25 protein-coding genes and 2 pseudogenes are annotated in these 22,714 nt (G+C 67.2%); 12 read left to right on the top strand and 15 right to left on the bottom strand.

Features of this window, described 5'->3' with window-relative positions; genetic code table 11:
- Positions 1-559: 559 nt before the first annotated feature.
- Positions 560-1,057 carry a P27 family phage terminase small subunit gene (locus OHA98_RS05380; RefSeq protein ID WP_266922950.1) on the top strand — a complete coding sequence of 166 codons (498 nt, stop codon included), beginning with the start codon at positions 560-562 and terminating at the stop codon, positions 1,055-1,057.
- 61 nt (positions 1,058-1,118) lie between these two features.
- On the opposite strand, the gene OHA98_RS05375 is transcribed toward OHA98_RS05380, so the two are convergent.
- Complete coding sequence (locus tag OHA98_RS05375; RefSeq protein ID WP_266922949.1) at positions 1,119-2,339, bottom strand: helix-turn-helix transcriptional regulator; 1,221 nt, start codon at positions 2,337-2,339, stop codon at positions 1,119-1,121.
- A 1,479-nt stretch (positions 2,340-3,818) separates the two neighbouring features.
- On the opposite strand from OHA98_RS05375, the gene OHA98_RS05370 reads away from it, so the two are divergent.
- Positions 3,819-4,598 carry a hypothetical protein gene (locus tag OHA98_RS05370; RefSeq protein ID WP_266922948.1) on the top strand — a complete coding sequence of 260 codons (780 nt, stop codon included), beginning with the start codon at positions 3,819-3,821 and terminating at the stop codon, positions 4,596-4,598.
- A gap of 159 nt (positions 4,599-4,757) precedes the next feature.
- Complete coding sequence (locus OHA98_RS05365; protein ID WP_266922947.1) at positions 4,758-5,159, top strand: hypothetical protein; 402 nt, start codon at positions 4,758-4,760, stop codon at positions 5,157-5,159.
- 54 nt (positions 5,160-5,213) lie between these two features.
- Here OHA98_RS05365 and OHA98_RS05360 read toward each other — a convergent pair.
- Positions 5,214-5,366 (bottom strand): annotated as a pseudogene (locus tag OHA98_RS05360) (IS982 family transposase); the annotation flags it as partial.
- A 68-nt stretch (positions 5,367-5,434) separates the two neighbouring features.
- Here OHA98_RS05360 and OHA98_RS05355 point away from each other — a divergent pair.
- Positions 5,435-5,824 carry a hypothetical protein gene (locus OHA98_RS05355; protein WP_266922946.1) on the top strand — a complete coding sequence of 130 codons (390 nt, stop codon included), beginning with the start codon at positions 5,435-5,437 and terminating at the stop codon, positions 5,822-5,824.
- 42 nt (positions 5,825-5,866) lie between these two features.
- Here OHA98_RS05355 and OHA98_RS05350 read toward each other — a convergent pair whose 3' ends face one another.
- The 4 genes from OHA98_RS05350 to OHA98_RS05335 are packed head-to-tail and all read right to left on the bottom strand — an operon-like array spanning position 5,867 to position 11,691.
- Positions 5,867-6,328, bottom strand: coding sequence for a hypothetical protein (locus tag OHA98_RS05350; RefSeq protein ID WP_266922945.1), 462 nt, complete (start codon positions 6,326-6,328; stop codon positions 5,867-5,869).
- A 1-nt stretch (position 6,329) separates the two neighbouring features.
- Entirely contained in the window at positions 6,330-8,504 is a 2,175-nt protein-coding gene (locus OHA98_RS05345) for a site-specific integrase (protein ID WP_266922944.1), read from the bottom strand.
- Positions 8,501-10,234 carry a hypothetical protein gene (locus OHA98_RS05340; RefSeq protein WP_266922943.1) on the bottom strand — a complete coding sequence of 578 codons (1,734 nt, stop codon included), beginning with the start codon at positions 10,232-10,234 and terminating at the stop codon, positions 8,501-8,503. Before OHA98_RS05340 ends, OHA98_RS05345 begins: the two co-directional genes overlap by 4 nt.
- Positions 10,234-11,691, bottom strand: a complete 1,458-nt coding sequence (locus OHA98_RS05335; protein WP_266922942.1) for a site-specific integrase — start codon at positions 11,689-11,691, stop codon at positions 10,234-10,236. Before OHA98_RS05335 ends, OHA98_RS05340 begins: the two co-directional genes overlap by 1 nt.
- 67 nt (positions 11,692-11,758) lie before the next feature.
- Here OHA98_RS05335 and OHA98_RS05330 point away from each other — a divergent pair, with 67 nt between their 5' ends.
- On the top strand, positions 11,759-12,520 hold the full coding sequence (locus OHA98_RS05330; RefSeq protein WP_266922941.1) for an SPASM domain-containing protein: 762 nt from the start codon (positions 11,759-11,761) through the stop codon (positions 12,518-12,520).
- 27 nt (positions 12,521-12,547) lie between these two features.
- Positions 12,548-12,886, top strand: a complete 339-nt coding sequence (locus tag OHA98_RS05325) for a hypothetical protein (RefSeq protein WP_266922940.1) — start codon at positions 12,548-12,550, stop codon at positions 12,884-12,886.
- Between the two features lie 58 nt (positions 12,887-12,944).
- On the opposite strand, the gene OHA98_RS05320 is transcribed toward OHA98_RS05325, so the two are convergent.
- The 4 genes from OHA98_RS05320 to OHA98_RS05305 form a co-directional block, all read right to left on the bottom strand.
- A complete protein-coding gene (locus tag OHA98_RS05320) occupies positions 12,945-13,202 on the bottom strand; it encodes a winged helix-turn-helix domain-containing protein (protein WP_266927731.1) in 258 nt (85 codons plus the stop codon).
- Positions 13,203-13,610: 408 nt separating this feature from the next.
- Positions 13,611-13,736 carry a hypothetical protein gene (locus OHA98_RS05315; RefSeq protein WP_266922939.1) on the bottom strand — a complete coding sequence of 42 codons (126 nt, stop codon included), beginning with the start codon at positions 13,734-13,736 and terminating at the stop codon, positions 13,611-13,613.
- 220 nt (positions 13,737-13,956) lie between these two features.
- Positions 13,957-14,313 carry a VOC family protein gene (locus OHA98_RS05310; protein ID WP_266922938.1) on the bottom strand — a complete coding sequence of 119 codons (357 nt, stop codon included), beginning with the start codon at positions 14,311-14,313 and terminating at the stop codon, positions 13,957-13,959.
- A gap of 95 nt (positions 14,314-14,408) precedes the next feature.
- Positions 14,409-14,669, bottom strand: a complete 261-nt coding sequence (locus OHA98_RS05305) for a hypothetical protein (RefSeq protein ID WP_266922937.1) — start codon at positions 14,667-14,669, stop codon at positions 14,409-14,411.
- A 34-nt stretch (positions 14,670-14,703) separates the two neighbouring features.
- On the opposite strand from OHA98_RS05305, the gene OHA98_RS05300 reads away from it, so the two are divergent.
- Positions 14,704-15,084 carry a DUF2185 domain-containing protein gene (locus tag OHA98_RS05300; RefSeq protein ID WP_266922936.1) on the top strand — a complete coding sequence of 127 codons (381 nt, stop codon included), beginning with the start codon at positions 14,704-14,706 and terminating at the stop codon, positions 15,082-15,084.
- A gap of 119 nt (positions 15,085-15,203) precedes the next feature.
- Here the strand turns inward: OHA98_RS05300 and OHA98_RS05295 are convergent, their stop codons facing one another.
- Both OHA98_RS05295 and OHA98_RS05290 read right to left on the bottom strand, forming a co-directional pair.
- Entirely contained in the window at positions 15,204-16,898 is a 1,695-nt protein-coding gene (locus tag OHA98_RS05295; RefSeq protein ID WP_266922935.1) for a CocE/NonD family hydrolase, read from the bottom strand.
- Positions 16,899-17,335: 437 nt separating this feature from the next.
- Positions 17,336-17,542: a DUF397 domain-containing protein gene (locus OHA98_RS05290; RefSeq protein WP_266922934.1), complete on the bottom strand. Its 207-nt coding sequence runs from the start codon at positions 17,540-17,542 to the stop codon at positions 17,336-17,338.
- Between the two features lie 431 nt (positions 17,543-17,973).
- On the opposite strand from OHA98_RS05290, the gene OHA98_RS05285 reads away from it, so the two are divergent.
- Positions 17,974-18,348, top strand: coding sequence for a PadR family transcriptional regulator (locus tag OHA98_RS05285; RefSeq protein ID WP_266922933.1), 375 nt, complete (start codon positions 17,974-17,976; stop codon positions 18,346-18,348).
- Positions 18,345-18,947, top strand: coding sequence for a hypothetical protein (locus OHA98_RS05280; protein ID WP_266922932.1), 603 nt, complete (start codon positions 18,345-18,347; stop codon positions 18,945-18,947). The genes OHA98_RS05285 and OHA98_RS05280 overlap by 4 nt, the downstream gene beginning before the upstream one ends.
- A gap of 150 nt (positions 18,948-19,097) precedes the next feature.
- Here OHA98_RS05280 and OHA98_RS05275 read toward each other — a convergent pair.
- From OHA98_RS05275 to OHA98_RS05265, 3 genes and pseudogenes are all read right to left on the bottom strand, one after another.
- Positions 19,098-19,372, bottom strand: a pseudogene (locus OHA98_RS05275) (transposase); the annotation flags it as partial.
- 240 nt (positions 19,373-19,612) lie between these two features.
- Complete coding sequence (locus OHA98_RS05270) at positions 19,613-19,822, bottom strand: DUF397 domain-containing protein (protein WP_266922931.1); 210 nt, start codon at positions 19,820-19,822, stop codon at positions 19,613-19,615.
- Entirely contained in the window at positions 19,819-20,658 is an 840-nt protein-coding gene (locus OHA98_RS05265) for a helix-turn-helix transcriptional regulator (protein WP_266922930.1), read from the bottom strand. The genes OHA98_RS05270 and OHA98_RS05265 overlap by 4 nt, the downstream gene beginning before the upstream one ends.
- A gap of 105 nt (positions 20,659-20,763) precedes the next feature.
- On the opposite strand from OHA98_RS05265, the gene OHA98_RS05260 reads away from it, so the two are divergent.
- From OHA98_RS05260 to OHA98_RS05250, 3 genes are read left to right on the top strand one after another with little or no spacing between them, the layout of a single operon-like run.
- Complete coding sequence (locus OHA98_RS05260; protein WP_266922929.1) at positions 20,764-21,021, top strand: hypothetical protein; 258 nt, start codon at positions 20,764-20,766, stop codon at positions 21,019-21,021.
- Positions 21,018-21,779 (top strand): hypothetical protein, encoded by a 762-nt coding sequence (locus tag OHA98_RS05255; RefSeq protein ID WP_266922928.1) that lies wholly within the window; start codon positions 21,018-21,020, stop codon positions 21,777-21,779. The genes OHA98_RS05260 and OHA98_RS05255 overlap by 4 nt, the downstream gene beginning before the upstream one ends.
- Positions 21,767-22,375 carry a hypothetical protein gene (locus OHA98_RS05250; RefSeq protein ID WP_266922927.1) on the top strand — a complete coding sequence of 203 codons (609 nt, stop codon included), beginning with the start codon at positions 21,767-21,769 and terminating at the stop codon, positions 22,373-22,375. Before OHA98_RS05255 ends, OHA98_RS05250 begins: the two co-directional genes overlap by 13 nt.
- The last annotated feature ends 339 nt before the right edge of the window (positions 22,376-22,714 follow it).

The following is a 22,714-nucleotide window of genomic DNA, read 5'->3' as shown; positions in this document are numbered from 1 at the left end:
CACCAGCGGAGCTATGAAACTCCACGCCGGAGGTGAATCTCCCATGCCTCGCAGACCCCACCCCCCTTGCAGCATCCCCGGGTGCCCCGAGCTGACGGCAGCCGACGGACGCTGCCCGAAGCACGCCAGGGAAGCGAACGCGGACCGTGCCTCGCGCGGCGGTGCTGTCTACACGACCCGTTGGCAGCGCATCCGTAAGGCGTACCTGTACGCGAACCTGTGGTGTGTGCTGTGCGGTCGTGCGGCGAACGTGGCCGACCATTTCCCGCTGTCCCGACGTGAGTTGATCGCTCGGGGTGAGTCGAACCCGGATGCGGCGAAGCATCTTCGTCCGCTGTGCGTTGCGTGCCACAACCGGGAGACCGCACGTAATCAGCCGGGCGGATTCGCTGCCGAAGCACGTTCGCGGCGGGAGGCGTTCGAACCTCCGCCGTTCTGACCAGGGGGTGACCCCCTTCCCCTCTCGCTGCTGAGCGGCAGGGAGGCAAAAGACTCTCGCCGCAGCTAAAGCCATTTGCGCGGGCCTGATGCATTACCCGCATATCGAAAGGAAGTGACCTTGGCCGATCCACGGCGCAAGAAACCCGCGCTGCAAGTGATCCGGGAAGGCAACGCCGGAAAGCGTCCTGTCCCGGATAGCACTGCCGTACCACCCTCGGATCTGACCGAGCCGGATTGGCGCGAGACTTTCCGAACGGTGGACGATCCGAAACGGGAAGCGGTCAACACCCGCTGCCGTGCTGTCGCCTCGCGTGAATGGCAGCGCGTCGTCCCCGTACTGAAACTCGCGGTCGGACTCGGCGAGGTAGATACCACGGTCCTTAAGGACTACTGCATATCTGCCGCGCGGATCGACCAGTGCGATCGGGAGCTGTCGGAGAACGGCTTGCTCGTCCAGGGCGAGCGGGGGTGGCAGAAGAACGGCGCTACCACCATCGCGGGCCAGTACCGCACCCAACTCGGCCGATACATACGGGAGTTGGATCTCTCGCCGAGTGCGCGCACCGCCATTACGACCCCCGAGCCCGACGCTGACGACTCGGATGTTTGGGACTGACCCGACACGCCACACAACCCCGTATCGCTATCCAATATCAGGATGGCGGTACGGGGTATTTTCATTTACCGCGCGGGAGTGCATTCAGCCCCTGGTATGCCTCTCGCAAATCGGAGGCTTCGGGTAGTTGCCGACTTTCCACGGCCTTTACGACTTCCAAGGCCCGCCAATGATTAGATGGTACGATACGGCCTGACAGGATTGCGCGCTGCGCAGCGTCGCACGCTTCGTCCAGTTGGTCACTTCCAAGAAGTGCCAACGCCAGATCGATATTTGCTGAGGCTACGCGGCGAGGCCATTTCTCCACATCGTCAGCGGGTGCAAGTTTAGCGATAACTTGGCGCGCGTAACCTTCGGCCGCCGGATCTCCGACCCATGCAAGCGTTGTCGCGGTATAAGCTAGAGCCTTGCTCGGGTCGTATTGATAATGGTGCTCGGTTCCTTTTCCTGGAACCATCCCGGCCGACATGCGGCGGACGCGCTCGATAGCTGCATAGGTTTCCTGTTCCTCTCCGAGTCGCGCTCTCGCCCGCCCTTCCTGTGCGGTGGCTTGGATTGCGGCAGAGGTACCGACAGGTGCCAAGTTCTGTGCAATCAGTGAGAGTTCAAGAGCGCGCTTGTAATCACCTTCCGTGAGGACCCTCCAAGCGTCCGTCTCATAGCACCATGCTTCTATCTCGCGGTGCTCCGCGTGCTGCGCCAGAGTTGCCGCTGTCTGCAAACGAGCGGTGGCCGCATTGTCTTGGTGCAAGTCGATATGGAGCGTGGCCCCGAGCAATTGGAACCAGCCGCCAACGACATACAAGCGGCGTTGTTCTGCAAGAGTCATGCGAGCATCCATGAGACGCGCTACATACGAAGAGTGCTTGCGGACTCGCCGTAGTAGATCCTGGGGCGGGGATACGGGGTATTTCATGGCTAGGTCATCAAACGCAAATTCGAGGCGCCCCAGAGTTTCCCGACCCACATCACTTGCCGATACTCGCCGGGCGAGTTCGAGCGCTTCGAATTCGTCATCATCGTCCGGGGAATTATTGGCGATCCAGCTATTGCGCGACGCAGGCGAGGCGTAGGCGTCGGGCACAAGCAGCGCGTCCAGTTCTGCCGATGTGACCGCCAGCACCTTTGCAATTCTCGGCCGCTGCCACGGTTGAGGGTCGTTCTTCCCGCCCTCCCAGCGCTGAACGGTCGAGCGGTCAACGCCTACCGCTTCCGCGAATCCCTCTTGGTTGAGCCCGCACGCTTTCCGGCGCTCTGCCAACCTCCGCCGCCGACTGCTCATCGTGGCCCGTCCCCTCTCGCGCCGGTGCGTCTTCCCTGGCCAGCGTAGCCAGCGCGGCCCGCGTGCGGCGAAACTGCGGCCTTTCTGCCGTGGTCACGCGTCCCCGGTCGCGCTTCCGTAGTTGAACGACCAACGCCCGAAGCGGACTTGGCCAAAGAGTGAGTTGGTGACCATGGCGAGGCAGACCACGACGCACGCAAGCACCGCAGGGAGGACCGACGCCCCGCAGTCTCCTCAGCCTGTCGCCGGATGCCCGCACTGCGACAAGGTCGCCATAGACTGCGACCGCGCCAAGGCGAACGGCGACGGTAGCCGCGTGAGCGACTGCAACGTCAGGCTCAGCCGGCACCTCACGGACGCGCACAGATGACCACCACTCCGGCGCAGCGGCAGAGACGCCCCACATGCCCTCTTCCGGCCCCGCAGCTCGTGAGCCTCACAGACGACCCGTCCGGGCCTTATGCGGACTCCCCGCCCGGGTGGTGGGACCAGTACGGCGGGGCTCTGAACATGGCGTCGGGCGTGGTCTACCTTCCGGGCCCGACGCACCCGCCATCGCCCCTCCACCCCGAGGACTGCCCGAACTGCGGCCCGCTGGACAGCGCGTGAAGTACGTACGCCGCGCCGGGCGGTCCGCATTCGTGTTCGTAACCGCTGCACTCATCACAGCGATTCCCACGCTGGCCGCAACCGGCCGCTTATGAACTCCCACCCCTGCCGGACGTAACCGAACCCGTTCCCCCATGAAATTCGGAATCTCGGCAGGGGTGGGGCACCAAACACCAACGGTCACAAGGAGATGCAATGAGCGCTGCCGGAAACCGTCTCTTATTCGCGTGGCTGGAAGTCACGGGACTCTACAATGAGTTCTGTGATCACTGCTACGCGGACAGCGGGCCCAAGGGCACACACGGAACCATGACTGTGCGGGACTGGCTGGACGTGATCGACCAGCTTGCCGACATGGGCACGTTGGACGTTCAGTTCATCGGTGGTTGTTCGCGCGGTCGTGGTGTCCCTCGCAGGTCGTGTCGCTTCAGTTGCGGGCGGAGAGGCCCGGCCGTGTTGCCATGACGACTCGCATTGTGTCCCTTTCGGAGACGGCGACGACCGTAACACGTGAGGAAGGTCACCTCGAATGCCCGCTGCCCGCCGACCGCACGCGGATTCTTTGGGACGTCAGATGCAGGAGCCGATTGCCTGCTCTTCGTCTTGAGGCGGCGGGTGGTGTAACGGGCTGCGGCGGCGCGATCGCCGTGGCGGTCACGCGTCGCCCCTAGAGAGTCGCCGATCCGGTCCAGGAGGACGGCGGCGTCGGCGAACCATTCGACGCCGTGGACAACGTGGTCAAGGACGACGAGACCTGTCCGTGAACGGGCGAGGGCGGTGGGGTGGGTGGCTCGGTGTTCGGCGACGCTGAGGAGCAGCAGTTCGGGCAGAGGGAGCAGGCGGTGCTCTTCTGCAGGGGAAGATCTGTGCGTGACTGACTTCCTTGAGGAGCACCAGGCGCTCATAGTCTGGCTCTTTCCCATCGTGCTCGCCTTCGCCGGAGTCTGGCTCGGAGCCTGGATCCAGGCCCGTGGGGGCCACGCGCAGGCCAAGGCTGCGGAGAAGGCAGCAACAACGGCTGCGGCAGCAACCCTCCAAGCGGTCCGCGAACAGGCCGACCACGCCGCGGCCGCCGCCCACGCCGCGGCTCTGCGCGAGCAGCGGATCAGCGCAGCGACGAACCTGATCCGCGCTGACAGGGCCTTCGGCCGAGTGCTACACACGCTGTTCCGGCAGCCCGACGCGGGAGCTTCCACGCCCGCATACGACGAACTTCTCCACGCCTGGGGGGTGGTCCAGCTTGTCGCACCCGCCTCCCTCACCGCCGCGTCCTCCCGCGTTCTGCATGCGTCGCAGGACCTTCAGCGTCTTGCGCGCGAACGAGGTGAGGCGTACCGGTTCCACATGCAGTTGACGGGCGTACGTGTCTGGATGCCCGAGTACGAGGATGCTCGTCGGGCCGTGGAGGCCCTGGATGCTTGGCGTGCCGCGTATGAGGCCGAGGACTCGAACATGATGGATGCACACGATGCGGCGTCGGCGGCTCTCGACCGGATCCCTAATCTGAGCTCAGAGGGAAAGTCGGCTCTGCTCAACGACGGCTTGGAGCCTGAGATCGGCCCCTTGCTTGAGCAGTCCTGGCGGGAGCACAACGAGGCCCTGGACGAATTCGTCCGCTGTGCGCGCGCTGCGCTGGGTGTCACCGACTAGGAAGCCGCCCCTCGCACTGCTCGGCAACCGAGGGTTGGCGGCCAGGCACTCGCGGATCACCTCTTGGACGATGGGGGGCTCCATGGGCCCAATGTTCCCCCGATCCGAAATCGGGGGAACACCTGACAGATCGGGGACAAGTCCGATAGATCTGTGCCCGTGAGCGACTCCATGCCCGAGGACGGGAAGCCCGAGAACAGCAAGCCCAGGTCCGTGACCGAGAAGGCGAAGGCCCTGGCCGAGAGGCACAAGGGCAAGCTCATCGCCGCCGGGAGTATCCTCCTAGCCGTCGGCGCCGTGGTCACCAAGACGGCCCTGGAGCAGCTCGCTCAACGCGACGAGGACACCGAGGACGCCCCCGTCGCAGACGCCGAGGACTTCACCGAGGTCAAGGAGAGCGAGCCGGACTCCGCCTCCGGCAAGCCGCGAAACTCCCCAGTCGAGCACGGCGTGAAGAAGCACACGAGGACCCTCCGCGACGGGCGTGTCATCGAGATCCCGCCTTACAGGCGGGGCGGCGCCCGGAACGACGACGAAGACTCCGGCGAAGCCGCAGCCTGAACGGCCGCGCCGGAGCTGCCCGCGGCGACCGGCTAGATGATCTATTCCAAGGGGTCAGTGATCGTAAGCGATCAGTGAGCGCAGGACGGTTTGTCCGGTGGCGTCGTTGTGCCAGATCGCCGCGGTCAGCGCGAGGATGCTTTGCATGACGCGGGCTATGACCCCTCCGGGTGTGCGCCCTCGGTACCGTTCGAGGTCGAGCTGTCCAACGATCTTGGACACCCTCATTCTCGTCTCCGCCGGCACACCTTGGACCACACCACCAGGAGGAACCAGTGTCATACCTGCAACCGCTTACCCCCGAGGAGAAACTCGCCGACGCGAAGAAGCAGTTGAGCCTCCCGCGTATCGTCGTGATCTGCGGCTCCACCCGTTTCATGACCGAGATGACCGAGGCCGATCTGCGGGAGACCAAAGCCGGAAGGATTGTCGTCAAGCCGGGTTGCGACATGAAGTCGCCGCACGAACTTTGGTCCGATCCTGTCGAGGCCGAGGCGCTGAAGGTTCGACTCGACGATCTGCACCGGGCGAAGATCCGGCTCGCTGATGAGGCACTCGTAGTCGGCGACTACATCGGAGACAGCACCCGAGCCGAAATCACCTACGCCCGGTCGCTGGGAAAGCCCGTGCGGTTCACGCACCCCGCAGTCGACCCCGACGCCTGACCGCCCACCCCCACACCCTCCGCAGGTATCCCTTGGAGTTGATCACCTAGGTAGCGGAGTGACCTTGCTTCCTGCTCCGATCTGAGCACGTAGGCGCTCGATCTCCTGGTGTTGTGCGGCGATGCGAGAGAGTGCTTGCTGCTTGAACTCGGTCAACTCGGAGATCTGCATGTTGCGTTCGGCGACCCGTTCCTTGAGCTCACCCACGTGAGCTTTGAGTCGATCGATCTGCGCGGCTCGTGGGTCGACGATCTGGCCAGCCGCTTCGAGGGCCAGCAGGCGGCGGCTGAATTCCTCGGCGAGATGCTGGTAAGGGCCGGGACGGGAGGAGCCGTCACGGTTCTTCTTCGGGTAGAAGCCGGTTCGGGTGACCCCGGCCATTGCAGCAAGGGTCTTGATGTCGCGTCGGCTGTCCTCGGGGAGGTCCCCGGCGAGTAGCCGGTCCATCGCGGCGCGGATCGCCGTCTCGTTGTGCTGGCGGTCCTGATCGGTGATGCGTCCCATGTCAGGCTCCGTTTCCGGCGGTGCTGTCGATTTCGGCGAGGACGTGCTCGCAGCGGGCAAGGTCGGCTTCCAGGCGTTCGCGTTCGGCTCTGTGTCCGCGGCCGAGGTTGCCCAGGAAGACCTTGGTGGTTGTCTGGTGCTCGGCCCAGACGGGTCGATGGCAGGCGTGGTGGGTGGCCTGCGGGCAGCGCGTGGAGTCGCACATCCCGATCAGCGGCTTCTTGGCGTTCGGGGTCTGGGCGAGCTTCAGGCAGAGTGCCCGCGACGGGTCCGTGAACCAGCAGTAGTTGGCGACGCCGAGGTGGAGGGAGGAGGCCCGCTTGGAGAGCATGGTGCGGATCTGCTGATCGTTGAGCACGACGTGTGGGGCCTTCTTCGTCTGTTCGTGCAGGGCGCTGTCCACCGAGTCGAAGAACTTCACGAGGTCCCTCGCGCCCGGCCCGGAGGGCTGGATCCCCTGTTGGTGCTTGCGGTATTCGGCAAGCGTCAGGTCGAGGTTGCGTTGCTGTTCCTCCGCGGTGACCTCGGCCAGGAGCCGGGACTGAGCACCGCCGGGCCGGTTCGCGTACCCCTCCGTCGTCGCCACGGACACATGCTTCAAAGCAATCTTGGTAGCGAGCACTCCGCCGGGCCGGTAGGCCAGGGCCATGGCCAGCGTCCTGCGGAACATACGCAGGCTGACCTGGTGCTCAGGGATCGGAGATAGGCCGAGCCTTTGCCCGCTGGGGCCGTTGACCCAACGACGGAAGCGTTTGTAGAGCAGGTTGAAGGCGAAGTTCCCGAACAACAGGGTTCCCGGTTCCTCGGAGCCCATGAGATCCTCGGCGACCTTGACGGCGCGGTGGACCTCTTCCGTGACGATCCACTCGTCATCCGTGCCGCCCAGCGGCTGTCCCTTGATCACCTTGCTTGCCAGGCGATAGCGGACCATGCCCGGGATCGGCTCCTCGGTCAGACGGCAGCCCACGGCGAGCTCGGCGATCTCGCTGATCCTCATCCCGGAGACCGCCGCGGTGACGATGATGCATGCCGTCCGCAGTTGACGCTCCAGAGTCCTGACCTGATCTTCGGGAATCGGAGCCGTCCACGGGATCTCGCCTTGTTCGTCCGCCCGGATGACCGTGGCGGCGTCCCGGCCCCATGGCTGCTCGACTCCCACCGCGTCCAGGGCCCGCAGGAGCACGGGACGTAGCGCCGGTAGGTGGCGGTAGTTGAATTCGGAGCGTCCCGCTTCACGGGCGAGCGAGTCGAGTGACACCTGCAGGAGTGGATCCTCCGGCGCGAACGTGCCCTTGGACAGACGCAGGGTGATACGTCCCTGCGGGAGTCGGTCGAGGGGCCGGGCCTCGGCGATCCGGCGGCGTACGACTTCCTCCAGGACGGCCACGCCTCGGACGCGTGGTGCTGGACTCGGTGCCGGCTGCTGAAGGTCACGGACCTGGTCACGCAGCGCGAGGATGTGCGGGGCGAGGACCTGCACCATGTAGAGCGCGGCACCGAGCAACGGCTGCAGGGCCTCGTCGGGGACGACGGGGGTGGAGTTCTCCCCGTTCCTGGTCCTGCGGAGGCCCGCGACCGTCGACGCGGCTCGCCCGCCGAAGGGCTGCAGGTCAACTGCGTAGCGGTCGGTACTGAACAGCTCCCGGTAGTGGGCCAGTTCGATGACGACGTTAGCGGCTCTGGCCATGGTCGGGCTCTGCTGCCCGATCACCTCGCCCCTCTTGTCGCGACGTCGCGCACGTTCCGCCACGTAGGCGGTGCAGTGGTACTCCGTTACGTCTCCGAGCCGGGAGATACCGTGACTGGTGAGCCAGTTCAGCCACCGAGCGGTCTCCTTCAGCTTCAGGTTGCACGTCTGCACGGTATGGGGCGTGCGGACGGCTTTCGGGAGTTCCCGGACCCGCTCATGGCCCGGGAGCATCAGGGCCGCGGCGTACTCCTTGGCGACCACCCGCCAGAGCGGGTTGCGGATCGGGGTGAAGTCCAGGATCCGATCAGCCGTCTTCATGTAGGCGGGGAGCCCGGTGACCTGGCTGAAGTCCCAGACGTCCTGCCCGAAGACGGGCCCGGCCTGCCCGGGAGGAAGCGCGAATCCGACCGCCGGGCAGAGAGCGAGCCCGGCGAATGCGGAGCTCAGGGGCTCCGCGGTGCTCACGGCGGTGTGGCGTCTGATCACTGTGTGCGCTCCTCGGGAAGCAGCGGCAGTTCGTCGTCGGTATCGGCCACCGTGTCGGCCGCGCGGAGGACCAGTTGTGCGTCACGCGCGCGGAAGGCATCGAGGACTTCATCGACGCGTTGCGCGTAGGGGCCGAAGATGGCCATGAACTGGGAGGCATGCGTCTGCTTCCACTGGCGGGAGAAGAACGCCTTCATCCGCAGCAGATTCGGGACGTGCCGTGGCGCGAAGATCGCCAATGGGCAGAGCAGGCAGATCCACGGTCGTGCCGGGCAGGGCTTGCCCGCCGGACCGTGCAGGCCGCTGAGTGGATCGGTGCAGGCAGCGACGAACACGTCGCGCTCGCCGCCGAGTAGCTCGGCAAGCGCCGAGTCGTCCAGGTCCATCCCGGCGACTAGCCCGGGAAGTTCCCCAGCAAGGTCCGCCGCCTGATCCTCCGTCAGGATCACCGGCGGACGGGATTTTCGGAGCAGGTCGGCCTGAGCTTCTTCGATGATGGTCTCGACGGCGTCCTTCTGGGCCGGTGTGGTCACGGTCAGGTAGTGATCGCCTTCCACCTGGGGAGTGTGGTTCGGGTCCACGGTGGCCCGGGTGCTGCCGAACCAGCTTCGCCGTTCACGCAGAGACTGGTAGGTGGTCCGGATGCGGGACTCGTGGATCTTGAGCGGCTTTCCGTCGTCGCCGACGACTTGGTGCTTGGTCATCCAGGCCCGCACCGGATACGTCGAAATGGGGGTCGTGTGCCACGGCCCCCCGACGCTGCCGGGCACGTGCCGCAGCCACAAGGCATCACGGAACTCGCGAGGAGCGTGCCGCCGGGACAGTTCGGAGTGCCGCAGCCACTGTTCCAGCAGGCGCACGCCGCGCCGGTTCAACGTTGTACTCTCCTTGGCCGTGCGGCCCTTGAGGTAGTCGAGCAGGACCACCCCGTCGCCGGCCCAGTCCAGGCCCTCGACGCTGAGATCGTCGACACCGTCGGGAACGACCCCAGTGTAGGTGGCGAAGAGGAGCCGGTAGGCCAGCGTCGCAGAGACGTCGGGGAACAGGGCGGTGGTCGCCCGCCTGAGCTCGGGGATCTGCCGGTTTACCCATGGCGTGCTCCAGCCGAGCTCCGCGCCGATCTCGGTAGCGGTGGTCGGGCCGCAGTGAACAAGCTGCCAGTGCACGTTCGGTTCGCTCCACCCACCCTCGCGGGGATCCTGGCCGTCCTCGGCGGCGGCGAGCGCCCGCTGGTGAGCGGCGTAGGACTCTCGAACCACAGCACGGCATGCTTCCTGCAGTCGCTGCCACTCCCGCTCTCCGTAGGGAGCCAGCGGTGCCCTGGCCACGGTCCGGTTGAACGCCCGGCCGCGGACGAGTTCACGCACCTCGGGCCGCAGTACCCGTACGTCCTCATCGAAGACGGTCAGCATGCGACGGCAGGCCGCTTCAGCCTGATGAGACAGGCCCCACAAGTACTCTGCGAGACGTGCCCGGGAAAGCCCCGCAGCAGATCCCGTGAAACCGTCGGCGTCCAGGGTCTTGACCATCGCGCGGGCAGCGTTGACGTACATCTCCACGGTGGAGGGTGCATCGACCCGCCCGTGCGGGTGGACCAGTCTGACCAGGCCGCTGAGCAGCTCGCGGGCCAGGACCGGATTGGGGCACGTGCCGAAGGTCAAGGTGACCGCGGTGGCGTTGCTCAGGACGCATTCGATGCCCAGCGGCTCGTCGACGATACGCGCGGGCATCAACTCTCCTCGTCGTCGAACTCGTCGTCGACCTCGTGGGCGACTGCCTCGCGGCCAGCGGGATCGTAGAGGCGTTCCGCCCGGTCGTAGGCGTCCTTGTAGATGCGGGTCATGTCCAGGCGCCGAAGGTAGGTCTCCGTGACGAGGACACTGGAGTGCCCCAGCAGGTCGCGCAGCACCATCAACGGATCGGCCTTGCTCAGGTAGAGCGCCAGCGCGGCGTCGGCATCCGTGTCGCGAACGAGCTTCGCCGCCTGCGTGTAGTAGCCGCCGACCAGCAGTTCCAACGTGCGCATCGCGAAGCTGTGACGCAGCCGGTGGGCGAAGACGTGAGGGAACCGGGGTTCGTGCCGATCGCGGATCCGCGTCGAAGTGCGGGCGAAGACGGTGGGCCAGGCCGTGAACGGGCCACCGTCGTACCGGACGGCCAGCAACATGCTGCCTCCGTCCGGGGCGACCAGGCGGCGTCGCTCGACCGGCCGCAGCGAAGCCCACTGTGTGCGCTTGCCGTTGACCCTCCCGCCTCGCGCATCCGCTTCGGTCACCACCAGCGGCTCCCCCCATCGCGCAGGCGGACGCCACGACGAACCCTCGGCGGAGAGGGGCCGGAACAGGTCCATATAGCCGTGCACTTCGGCCAGCGCCGCATAGTCGATCCAGGTCGTGCGGTACTTGCGTCCCTTCGTGATGCCGGCCGCCACCGGGAAGGAGATCGGCAATGCCGTCGGCGCGGGAGGAAGCGGCGGAACCTCGGTCGTGAGCAAGTAGGTGAACTCCTGTCGGCGCAAGCCAGTCGACAACGCCAGCCGACCGATCGCCGCGTTGCGGGCAGTCTCCCTCCCGCGGAAGCCCTCGTCCTCGCCTCCGTCGGGCCGCAGCCCCGCCAGAGCACGCAGGAACAACTCGGCGAAGTCGTTCTCCAGGTACTTGATCGTCACGTGGGCCTTCGGGGTACGACGGTTCGCCAGGTTCACCGACCGCTCGCGCACCTGATCGCCGTAGAACGTCTGAGCCTGCTTGTAGGTGAACGGCTCGGCCGACGCGACGCCTTCAGCCACCGCCCACCGATAGAAGCCGGACAGGATGCTCATGTGCTGGTTCCACGTCGTGGCCTCGATCCGCTGCTCCAGCGGACCGCTCGCCCGGAACACCGCGTACGAACTCAGCGCGGCCTTCAGACGGGTCCGCTCCTCAAACGGGCCGAACCCGTGCGCGGCAAGATGCTCCAACCATCCACGCAACACCTGCGCGTAGTACCGCCACGACCGCGGTGACGGGCAGCCACTCGACGGCAGCTCGCTCAGCCACCGATTCACGGCGACGGTCGGCCGCGGTACCCCACCATCCTCAAACAGCAGGTCGTCATCGACGAGCACCGGCATGCCCTCGGGGATCACCGGCCTGTCATCGAGACCCCAGGACTCCCAGCCACCAGCCGAGAAGAATGTCTGTTGCATGACGGGCGACTCTAGGTATGAGACACAGTCGACTGCAAACGACAGAACACTAGTTGGGCGGACCTCAATGCTCGCGCAGGGCTTGAAAGAGACACTGCGACTAAGCAGCGACAACGGTGGTGAGCCAACGCTCTACCCGGGTTTGCCTGAACTGATCAAGCACGCCCACGGGCGCGGCCTCGGTGTCGAGGTGTTCTCGAACATGACCCGCATACGCGCGGAACTGTGGGACACGTTCACCGAACACGGCGTCAAGCTCGCCACGTCGTACTACTCGGACAACGCCGAGGAACACGACTCGGTGACTCGACTCCGTGGGGCGCATAAGAAGACTCGCGCCAACGTTCAAAAAGCCCTGTCGCTCGGTATCCCGCTGCGGGGTGGAGTCGTCGCCGTGCGGGACGGACAGCGCGTACACCAAGCGGCGCAGGACCTTACGGCGCTTGGCGTCGGCACGGTCGGCGGGGACCGGACCCGCGCATTCGGGCGGGCGAGCCAGGGGGCCGCGCCGACCATCGCTGATCTGTGCGGGCACTGCGCCCACGAGAAATTCGCCATCGGCCCGACCGGCGAAGTGTGGCCGTGTGTCCTCGGTCGATTCCTGGCACTCGGCAACGTGCTGGAAAGGCCGATCTCCGATATCTGGGGCGGCGCACAAATGACCGACGTTGCGGCCGAGATCGCAGCGGTTCACGGGGATGGTGTCCAGTCGTGCACTCCTCCGCAATTCCTGCCCATGTGCGGCCCCTGCGGCCCGTGCGTTCCCTCGGTCGGGCACTGCGACCCCAAGGAAGCGGGCACCGCCGCTACGATCGCCGCACCGGTCTAGCCCGCTGAATGCAAAGGGAGCGCACACATGGACGATCACGGGGACGACTTCGGCCCATGGGGGTGGGAGGACCAAGGCAACGCCATCCGGCGGACCGAGGACGAATGGCTCACCATCGCTCGGTACGTCCGGCACGCAGCCAACAAGCTCGGGCCGGAACTCCCGCTGTGCCTCCCTGGTGAACCGCAGGAATGCGGGCGGACGGCTCAGCAACACGTGATTGCTTGGGCCGCTCACCTCAAGGCGGTTTCCCATCACCTGATCGAACAGGCCACGCCGAGCGAGGCCAGGGGCGCACATGCCATCGGGCCGATGTATCAGCGGCGTCTCTCTGATCTGCGCGCGTCCACCTCCGCGCCGCACTGACTGACCGCACACCCATACCGGCCCCGTCCGCGTGCTGCCCCGTGGCACACGGGCGGGGCTACTGCGCGTCCTGGCGCTCGTCCTCGCCGCTGCGGTCGCGTACGTAGGTACCTCGCTGCGGCACGGTGTAGACGTACCCGAGTTCCCGAAGGTGCCGCACCGCGCGGCGGGCAGTGTCCCGAGCCACGCCCCATCGCTGGATCAACGAGGACTCCGAGGGGATCGGACGGTCCACGGCAAGGGTGCCCGACTTGATATCCCGGATGATCTCTGCCGCGATCTGCTGATACGGCGGCGTCGGGGCTTCGTAGTCAATGCTCGCTCGGGCTCATGAGGGGAAGCGTAGACAACCGGCCACGCCGAGGGCCGTTTCTATACGTAAGTAGATGAGGGTAGAGGAGTTGCGACATGCGCGATTCTATCGCCCGTGCACTGCTCTATCGCCCGTGCACTGCTTTTGGGTGCTGCGGCTGCTGCTGCCCGCCCGAGGAAAACGCCGAGCCGTTCCCGTGCTCGTCCCCGAGCCGACCAATCCGCCCCGCGTCATCTGCGGCCCGACCACGCCGATCCCCGCTCACGTCCTCGCTCGCTCGATGCCGTCCCCGTGGCACCACCGCATAGGGCCGTGGCTGCTCGTGCGGGAAGCCGAACAGACGCTAGAGCTGCATGTGATCCGGGAGCATCGGCGCGCTGCTGCCCTCGCTGTGGAGGGAGTGGACTACCCCTACACGTACGAGGGTGCTCCGTTCCCCGCGTCCGCGTTCGCCGCTGCGGGGGTGTCCGCATGACCGCAGATGAGCTGTTCCCGGAAGTCCTCGCGGGACACGTCGCGCTCTGCGTCGGCTGCCACGAAGTGACCCGCGCCCCGATCCCCGTGCGCTACATCGAGAGTGCCAGTGGCCCCGGAACGACCCTCTACGCGTGCCTGGACCACGCCGTGGAGTTCGGGTCGGGGCCCGACGCCCGAGGACGTGTTGCGCCGTCCGTAGCGCCCTACTCAGACAGCAAAACGCCCCGTTCGGCCAAGTGCCGTGCGGGGCTCTGTCGTTGGCGCTGACGTGCGCGTATGCTCAGAACTGGTAGTCAGGAGTGTTGGGGTCGGTCAGAACGTGCCACTGCTCCTCCCCCGTCTGGCCGATGTCGGCCGGGCGCGCACCGAGCTTGAGAAGGCGTTCGAGCTCGGCGTCCTGATCGCGGTCGGTGGCGTTGACGTCGATGTGCAGCCGGGACTTCCCCTTCTCCGGCTCGTCCCTGCGACTGAGGATGATCGTCGGCTGCGGACCGCCGAACCCTTCGCGCGGCCCGATCTCCAGCGTTCCGTCGTCCTCACGATCGAGCACGACGAAGTCCAGGACCTCGCACCAGAACCGCGCCAGCACCTCGGGTTCGCGGCAACCGAGCACGAGCTCACTGATACGACATGCCATTGACGAAACCACCTCTCAGCCTGGGGTGCGCAGGGGAGACCACACACCGACCTTGTGACTCCCAGCAGCGAGGACAATCCCGCGAACGTACGGGACTAGGCAAGCACGGGCGAAGGGATTTCAGGGGTGTCCCTGTCCGGGCAGTCGAGCGGCCGGGCACGGCCGTTGGCCATGCGGTCGGGGTCGCGGGACGCCGGACGGACGCAGTTCCTCCAGCCCTCGATGACGGTGGGCAGCCAACGCGGGGCGAAGTGACGTACGTTCCGGGCCCAGGTCCTGTCGTAGCGGGTGGTGACACCGTACCGAAGGGCGCAGGCCGGGGCTCGGGCCTGCCCGTACAGCCGTTGGGCGAGCATGGAACACTCACCCCGATCACCGCAGGAGGAACGCATGTCCCGTCCGTACCCTGAGTTCATCCCGGGCGCTGGAGCGAGCCTGGTAACGCGGAGCGTTCTCGCGGGCGAGAGCCGGATTCGCTGGGTGCATCGCAAACCGTCCCGGCAGTCGGCCGACAACGGCTGGCGCGTCCTGGGCGACACCGACACGGGTGACTACCTGTCGAACGCGAAGAACTGGGTGCCCGTCGACTTCAACGAGCTCTGCGCCATCGAACCGGCGCTCATCGGCATCTACGACTTTCCGGTCGGGGCGGACCTCCAGATCGTGCGTGAGGGCCGGGGGGTGTTGATCATCGACGCCACGTCGGGCCGCGAGGTCCCCCGGAGCGCGCTCTACGTACCACCGCAGCACCGGGCGGACCACGAGGGGTGATCGGACGCCGGACACGTTCCGGACGGGCCGCCGGTGCGCCCGAACGCCCTGCTGAAGGTGACGGTACGGCCCGCCCGTCTGTGTTCGGGCGGGCCGCACCGATGTCCCGGAGGGCGGGGTCAGTTGACGGGGTGGAGGGGGACGTCGAGGTAGGACTCGGTGCCCTCCGGGGAGGTGATGTCGAGGGTGTACACCGCGGTGGTGGTGTTGGGTGCGGTGAAGAGGGGGTCGTGGGTGTCGATGACCAGCTGGAGCTGGTGGCCCTTGGCCAGGACGTAGTCGGCGGGCTGGAGGGGGAACGTCGCGGTGGTGGCCTGGCCCGCCTGCTCAGCGGTGAAGGTGTAGGGGGCGTGGGTGACGATGTACGCCCTGCCGGTGACCGGGTTGTGGTCGAGCAGGTAGGCGACGATCGTGGCATCCGCCTGCTGCGGGTTCACCGTCACCCGCAGTTCCAGGTCGCCCCGCACGCGCATGGCCTTTTCCAGCGGCGTGGTTGAGAAGACCGCCGCGAGGCCGCGGTCGATGTCGGCCGTCTTGTAGACGTGGGGCAGGCCCAGGCGTTCGGCCAGGCCGGTCTGGATGAGCTGGGGGGCCACGACGATGTCGGTGCCCGCGCCGGTGGCCTTCACCGAACGGGTCCAGCCCGCCGCCGCGGTGCCCTCGACCAGCTGTCCGTCGCTCTTCCCGGAGGCCGCGTCGGCGAGGTGCAACCGCTTCTTCGGCAGGGCGTAGTCGGCCCAGGAGGGGTGGCGGACGTCGGAGAGGGGGTTGAACATGTACTCCGAGCGGACGTCGAACCGCGGAGCCGCCCCGTCGCCGGCGCTGCCGCCGAGGTGGTGGTCCATCCACCGGTAGGCCATGTCCGTGGGCTTGGCGGAAAGGCCGAACAGGCCCGGAAGCTCGGCGTTGCCGTGGTCGCCGACCTGGACGAGGAGGGCCTTGGGTCCGGTCAGACGGCTATGGAAGTCGATGACGGCGGGCACCGAGAAGATGGTCTCGTGCCAGGTGGTGGTCATGAGGATGGGCGTCACGGCGTCGTTGTACGCGTTCAGGTAGTTCTTGGGCGACCGTGCCTCGGCGAACTTCCTGACCTCGTCGTCGATGGTGTTGGCGCGGATCTTCTGGATGATCCCGCGGAACTCCTCCGAGCACCGGTCCTCGCCGAAGAGCGCCACGAGTGCCTCGAACGCCTTGAGGTGACGGGTGCCGTTCTCGTACAGGGAGGCGAACAGGTCGGTCCAGGCGCTGGCGCCCGCAACGGCCTTGATCCGCGGATCCTGCGCGGCCGCGAGCAGGCTCGTGCCGGCTCCGTAGGAGGCGCCGAAGAATCCGATCCGGTCGGCGTCGACCCCATCCTGCTGGATCAACCAGTTGATCACCTCGGTGGCGTCGGCGACATCCTGCGGACCGGCAACGTGGATCTCACCCGTGGACTTGGCCAGACCTCGCTGGCTGTAGGCCAGGACGACGTAGCCGCCCCGGGCCCAGCGGGAGATCATGCCGAGGTAGGCACGATGCCCGACGCTGATCAGCGGAGCGGGCAGGACGACCGTGGGGCAGACCTGCCCGGGGGCGAGGTTCTTCGGGACGCTCAGCGACGCGTCCAGGACCGTCCCGTCCTCCATGGCGAGGGAGACCTCCGAGTACCGGGCGATCTCCGCGTACACCTCGTACTCGTCTGCCAGGCCCCACTGGTCCAGACGGCCGATCCGACGCGGCGAGGGGTCCAGCAGCGCCTCACGGACTGCGTCCAGCTTTGCGTGGTCGTCGGCGCCGAGCTCGAACGGCGTCTGGGGGGTTCCGTCAGCAGACATGGCTGTAACCACCTTTGGTAAAAGGGATGATGACGAGGTGTCGGACACATGCTCACCCCGCTGAAATCACCCCGGGGAAGCGTTCGACGTCGGCCACCCGAACGGATGAATGGCGCCGTGCAAACCTCCAGGCGGGCAACAGGCCAGACCTTGACCGAGAACAGCCGGGCGCAACCGAAGGCACCCGCCAGGAGCCCACGCGCGCAAGGGCGGCGGTCAGTCTCCGGTGCACCGCCGATAGCGGAGGGTCCGGCCGTCCGCGTCGGCAGTGACATGGCGACACCCCATGCGCGCGATTCGCCTTTACGGAAAAGCCTTGAGGTGACGACGGCTGGACGGACTCGGTGCGTACGACATGAGCCGGCCGCCGGAACAGCGCGAAGCCCCACCCTGCGCACGCACGATGGGGCTGCCCGGCTCGACGAAGAACCGGGGGGTCAGGCAGTGCCGAACTCTCCGGCCTTCACACCCGCCGCGAACGACGCGAACGCGCCGGCGGGGACGCCCAGGACGGGTCCGCTCGGGCGCTTGGAGTCACGGACCGGGACCACACCCAGCGGAGCGAGGTTGGCGGCGACCTCGACGCAGTAGCCGCCGCTGCTGCTGTACGAGGACTTGAACCAACGGGGGGATTCGGTCGTCACGGAGTGCCCTCCGTGCGCTCGTCCCGCGAGCCGCCTTCCGATCACGGTGAACCATCCCGGTCACAGCATAGGGCTTGGTCATGTTGGTGCGGGGGCTGGCATGTCGCGGTGACAGGTGGGGCAGGCGCCGCACCACACCGGTCACCACCACCGGCCCGGTCGGCGGCGACATCCACCAACCTCCCTGCTCCTCCAGCTCCTGGTCCGCCACAGCATCGGCATCGGACCACCGGGCACGCTCCTTCCGGCTGCGGCGCATCATGACGCCGCCTGCTGCCGCAGGCGCAACGCCGCTGCTGCTCGGCCTGATCCAGCTGCGCCCAGCGCTCGAACGCCTCCCGCACCAGATCCGTCAGCTCGGCCGGCACCGGGGATGTCCAGAGAAAGGCCCCCCTTCCCTGCTGCCTGCCTCACCAGGTATCTTGCATCACATGGAACCAGGTTATTCAGCTAAGCAGGCTCGGGCAACCGCCCAGCTGCGCAAGGGCGTCCTGGAGTACTGCGTCCTCGCTCTCATGCGGGACCGCCCTCGCTACGGCGTGGAACTGCTGGCCGCCCTGGAGGACTCCGGCGCCCTGGCCACCAGCCAGGGCACCGTCTATCCGCTGCTCTCCCGGCTCCGCCGCGACGACCTGGTCACCACCACCTGGCAGGAGTCCGCCGTCGGGCCGCCGCGCCGCTACTACGCGCTCACCGGCAGTGGCCGGGCCGCGCTTGAGGAGTTCACTCTCCTGTGGCCCGGCTTCCGTAACGCCGTCGACGCTTTCCTGAACGTCCCCCGCCCCTCCCCTGGAGACCCCGCATGAAGACCGCCGACCTTGTCCAGGACTACCTCCGCGCCGTCGAGCGCGAGGCATCCGCACTGCCCGCAGAGCGCCGCCAGGAACTCCTCGCCGACCTCGCCGAACACATCGAGGTCACCCGTGCCGAACGCCCCGGCACCGCAGTCGTCGTCGTTCTGGCCGAGCTGGGCGACCCTCGGACGATCGCGGCGACGGCACTGGCCGAGGCCGCCCACGGGAACGCCTGGGTCCCGGCACGCAGCCACGGCGACGACGCCCCGTCCGCCCGGCCCGGCAGAGTCCACCCCCTGGTCCCGCTCCTGATGCTCACCCTCGCCGCCCCTTTCGGGATGGTCTTCCCCGACCAGCCGGGGCCTGTGTTCAGCGTCCTGTTCCGCGTCATCGGCGCCGTCCTGCTCTGCACCTCGGTGCACTGGCGGGCCGTCCAGAAAACCACTGGCGTCCTGCTGACCGCCGTCCTGCCCACGGTCCTCATCGTCACCTGGAACCTCTCCTCCGGCATCCTGCAGGAGGACAGCGCTCCCGCTCTCCTGCCCAACCTGGTAATCACCGCCCTGATTGCCGCCGCGTGCACCTGGCTCTGGCGGATCCGCCGCGCCTGAGAGGCAGACGCGGCGCCCACCGCTACTAGCTAGTAGAGCTGGGTCATGTTGGTGCGGGGTCTGGCATGTCGCGGTGACAGGTGGGGCAGGCGCCGGTCCAGATCACGATGAGTATCTGCAGTTCGTGGACGACTCGGTAGAAGCTCAGGCCGCCGACGCGTCCCCGTCCTTGAGGAATCCTGTGTCATCGATGACCGGCGCGGTGGGCTTGATGACCGGCTGCAGGCGCCAGGCCAACCGGGCCCGCACATGCGCCGCATCCCACGGGCTGAAGGTGACGAAGTGGGCCAGGGCCTGCCGGTTCCCGTAGTCGCCCAGGCGGGCGGCCATCGGCTCCACCGACTTGCGCGCGCCGTCCAGCAGCAGGCCCCGCAGATAGACCCCGCCCACCGACGCTGATCCGCCCGCGCGAACGGCTCGAACATCTCCGCCGCGAAGTTCTCCAGATCACACCGGACCGCAGCCAACTCCCCACCCAGCAAACCCGATCAACGACACTACCGATCAAGAGGACACGCCACCACAGACCGCACATGACCACGCCCTACTAGGTGACGACGACTGGACGGACTCGGCGTACGACATGAGCTAACCGCCGTATCAGCGCGAAGCCCCACCATGCGCACGCACGATGGGGCTGCCCGGCTCGGCGAAGAACCGGGGGGTCAGGCAGTGCCGAACTCTCCGGCCTTGACGCCCGCCACGAAGGAGGCGAACGCATCGGCACGAAGGTCCAGGGTGGGGCCGTTCAGATCCTTGGAGTCACGCACGGGGACCATGCCGCGCGAGGCGGCGAGGTTGGCAGCGACCTCGACACAGGCGCCGCCGTTGTTGCTGTACGAGGACTTGAACCAACGGGGGGATTCGGTCGTCACGGAGTGCCCTTTCGTAACTGCTCGATCATGGCCACGGATGCCGCTTGTGAGAGCGCTTCGGCCTGCAACTGATGGTAGGCGGTCAACAGGGGGACTACGGAAGTGCTTTCCCGTTCGAGATGGCCCCGCTGGGTGGACTCCGCGTACGACATGAGCTGGCGGTCCGCGAGCGTCAGTATGTACAGCGGCAGGTCGAACGGGCGACGTTCCCCCATGCCGAACGGGGCAACCTGCAGCACAGTGTTCGGCAGCTCGGCGAACTCCACCAGTCGCGCCAACTGCGCGTCCATCACGGCTGATCCGCCTACGGGCCGTTGGATGCAGCTCTCATCCAGCACCACCAGGACGAGGGGCGCGGTGGACTTCCGGACGAGCGCGGCCTGCCGCTCCGCGACGAGACAGACCCGCTCACGCGCCTGCTCGGGGGTGATCGCCCCCCGCTTGACGGCGCTCTCCGCGAGGACTGTTGCATATTCCGGGGTCTGGAGAAGACCAGGTAGGACGCCTACTTCGTACAGCCGGATCTCCGCTGCCCGGCCTTCGTACCCCACGTACTCCGGGAAGCCTTCCAGCAGGCTGCCGTGCCGGATTTCACGCCACTGACGTTCGAAGGTGTCGGCGGTGTCCCCGGTCCCGAAGACACGGTCCGCACTGCGCGAGAAGCGAAGAGTCGGAAGCTTGCGACCAGTTTCGACGGCAGAGATGTGCGTACCGGAGTACCCCATCTGTCCGCCCAGCTCTTCCTGCTTCCATCCGTGAGCCTCGCGCAGCCTGCGGATTCGCGCACCGAAGGCGGCCTCCGGACTGCTCTCAGGGGCTAACTCCTTGCGGTTCAAGGGCCCTTCACCAGCTTTCCGTTCGTGCCCAACAAGTTGAAGCGCCACAGACTCTAGGCCACGCTGGCCGCCTTGGTAGTGGAACAGCTACGGAGAGGCACGATCGTGTGTGCAGTAGACGGTCTCCCGAACGGACACACCCCCCACACTCCCGCCCCCGGCACCCTCGTGGTCGACACCAGCCGCGCCGACCGCGTGGGCGAGTTCCGTGGGATTGCCGGCCCGTACTGGTCGCTGCGGCCGGTCTGCGGCGGACAGGAGTGGGAAGCCGTGCCCGAGGATGTCCGTCCCGTGGACCGCATAGAGCGTCTTCGGGCCGAGAACGCGCGGCGCAACGCCCGGAGCGAGGGCCGGCTGCTGTGACCAGGCCCTTCGCGCACTTACCCGTCCGGCTCGCCCTCACCGCAGGAGCCGCCGCACTCCTCATCCGCCAGTACGCCCGCCGGATCACGCGGGCCCTCACCCCACAACCACCCCGGCCCCAGCCGCTGTTCACCGAGCTGCGACGCATCGAGACCGACCCCGCCTACCGGGCCCTGTTCCTCGCCGGACTGGACGCCGCGATCCACCGGCGCGACGCGGAACGCACCGCCGAACTCCACGCCGTCGAAGCAGCGGGCGACCTGCTCCGGCACCTCACCCACCCCGACCCCAGCCCCAGCCTTGCCGAACGCAACACCGCCGCCGCCGCCGCCGCGACAGGCACCACCTACATCGCCGAGATCGCCATGACCACCGGAGCCACACCACACCCCGTCCCCCTCGGCCGGACCACCGCACCCAACCGCCGCCTCGCCCTGCGCTGGCTCCGCACACAAGCACTCCGCCTCGCCGACGCACACGGACAGCCCATACCCCCAGGCACCACCCCCTGGACCCACACGAGCAACGACGTACGGCCGGTCACCTTCCACAGCACCCACGCCCCCACAGCACTCCGCACCTGGGCCACCACCGACCAGCACCAGGCCCACGCACTCCACCACCTCGAAACCCGCCCCCACACCCCCCTCCTCACCGTGACCGACCCCGCCACCGGCCTCCACCTCCACCTCACCGGCCGCCCCGCCCGGCCACCCCGGGCCGCCAGACAACTCAAGGAGGAACCATGCCTCTCCTGACCCCGTACGTCGCCTCACGGAGCACCGACAGGGGCACCCTGCAATCCGCGTTGGACATCGGGTTCACCGCGAAAGGGCCCCACCTCGTCTACCGGGACGAACGGCCCCAGGACCGGGACAAGCACGGCAACCTCTGGGTCCGCGTCGAGGAATCCGACGACCCCGGACACATCCAGTACGACTCCCTCCACCCCACCCGCCAGCGCACCTGCATGGAACAGCTCCTCTGCCAGATCTGCGCCCGGCCCGCCGACCGCAACAAGGACGGCTGGCTCTTCATCGACTGGCGACGCCAGGACTCACCCCCCACCTGGCCCGAGAAATCCCTCACCACCATGCCCCCGCTCTGCACCGAACACGCCCACATCTCCGCCCGCCAATGCCCCTTCCTCCGCCACGGCGAACACACCCTCCTCCGCGTACGCAAACCCCACCCCCACGGCGTAGCCGGAACCCTCTACACCCTCACCACCACCGGCTGGACCACCACCGACAACGGCCAACTCTCCCCCTACAACCAACCCCGCCACCCCGGCATGCTCGCCTCCCTCCTCATCCGCCAACTACGCGGCGTGAAAGTCGTGGAACACCCGTAACCCCACAGCCCAACAGCCCAGCAACCCCACAACCCCAGAGGAGAAGGACCGTTGCCCCGCCGCACCAGAGCCCAAGTCAAAGCCGCACGAGTAGAGTTACTCCTCCACCGCGACGACGTACTCCACGCCTACCGCAACGGCGCATCCCTGCTGAACCTCTGCCGCACCTGGCAGGTCGACCCCCGGTGGCTCACCGCACAGTTCGACAGCTGGGACGAGCCCCGCCGCGACCGCTCAGCCGCCGCCATCGCACGAGGACCCGGCGTTCCACCCGGGTCGGCCCGCTCCTAGTGCCGCATCAGACAACGTTCGCCCTCTTGACCGAGCCTGAGGGCTCGT

The organism is Streptomyces sp. NBC_00654 (genome assembly GCF_026341775.1).
In the GTDB taxonomy this organism is placed as follows: Bacteria; Actinomycetota; Actinomycetes; order Streptomycetales; family Streptomycetaceae; genus Streptomyces.
The sequence above is the reverse complement of the archived record's forward strand: the minus strand, read 5'-3'. Positions and strand labels throughout refer to the sequence as shown.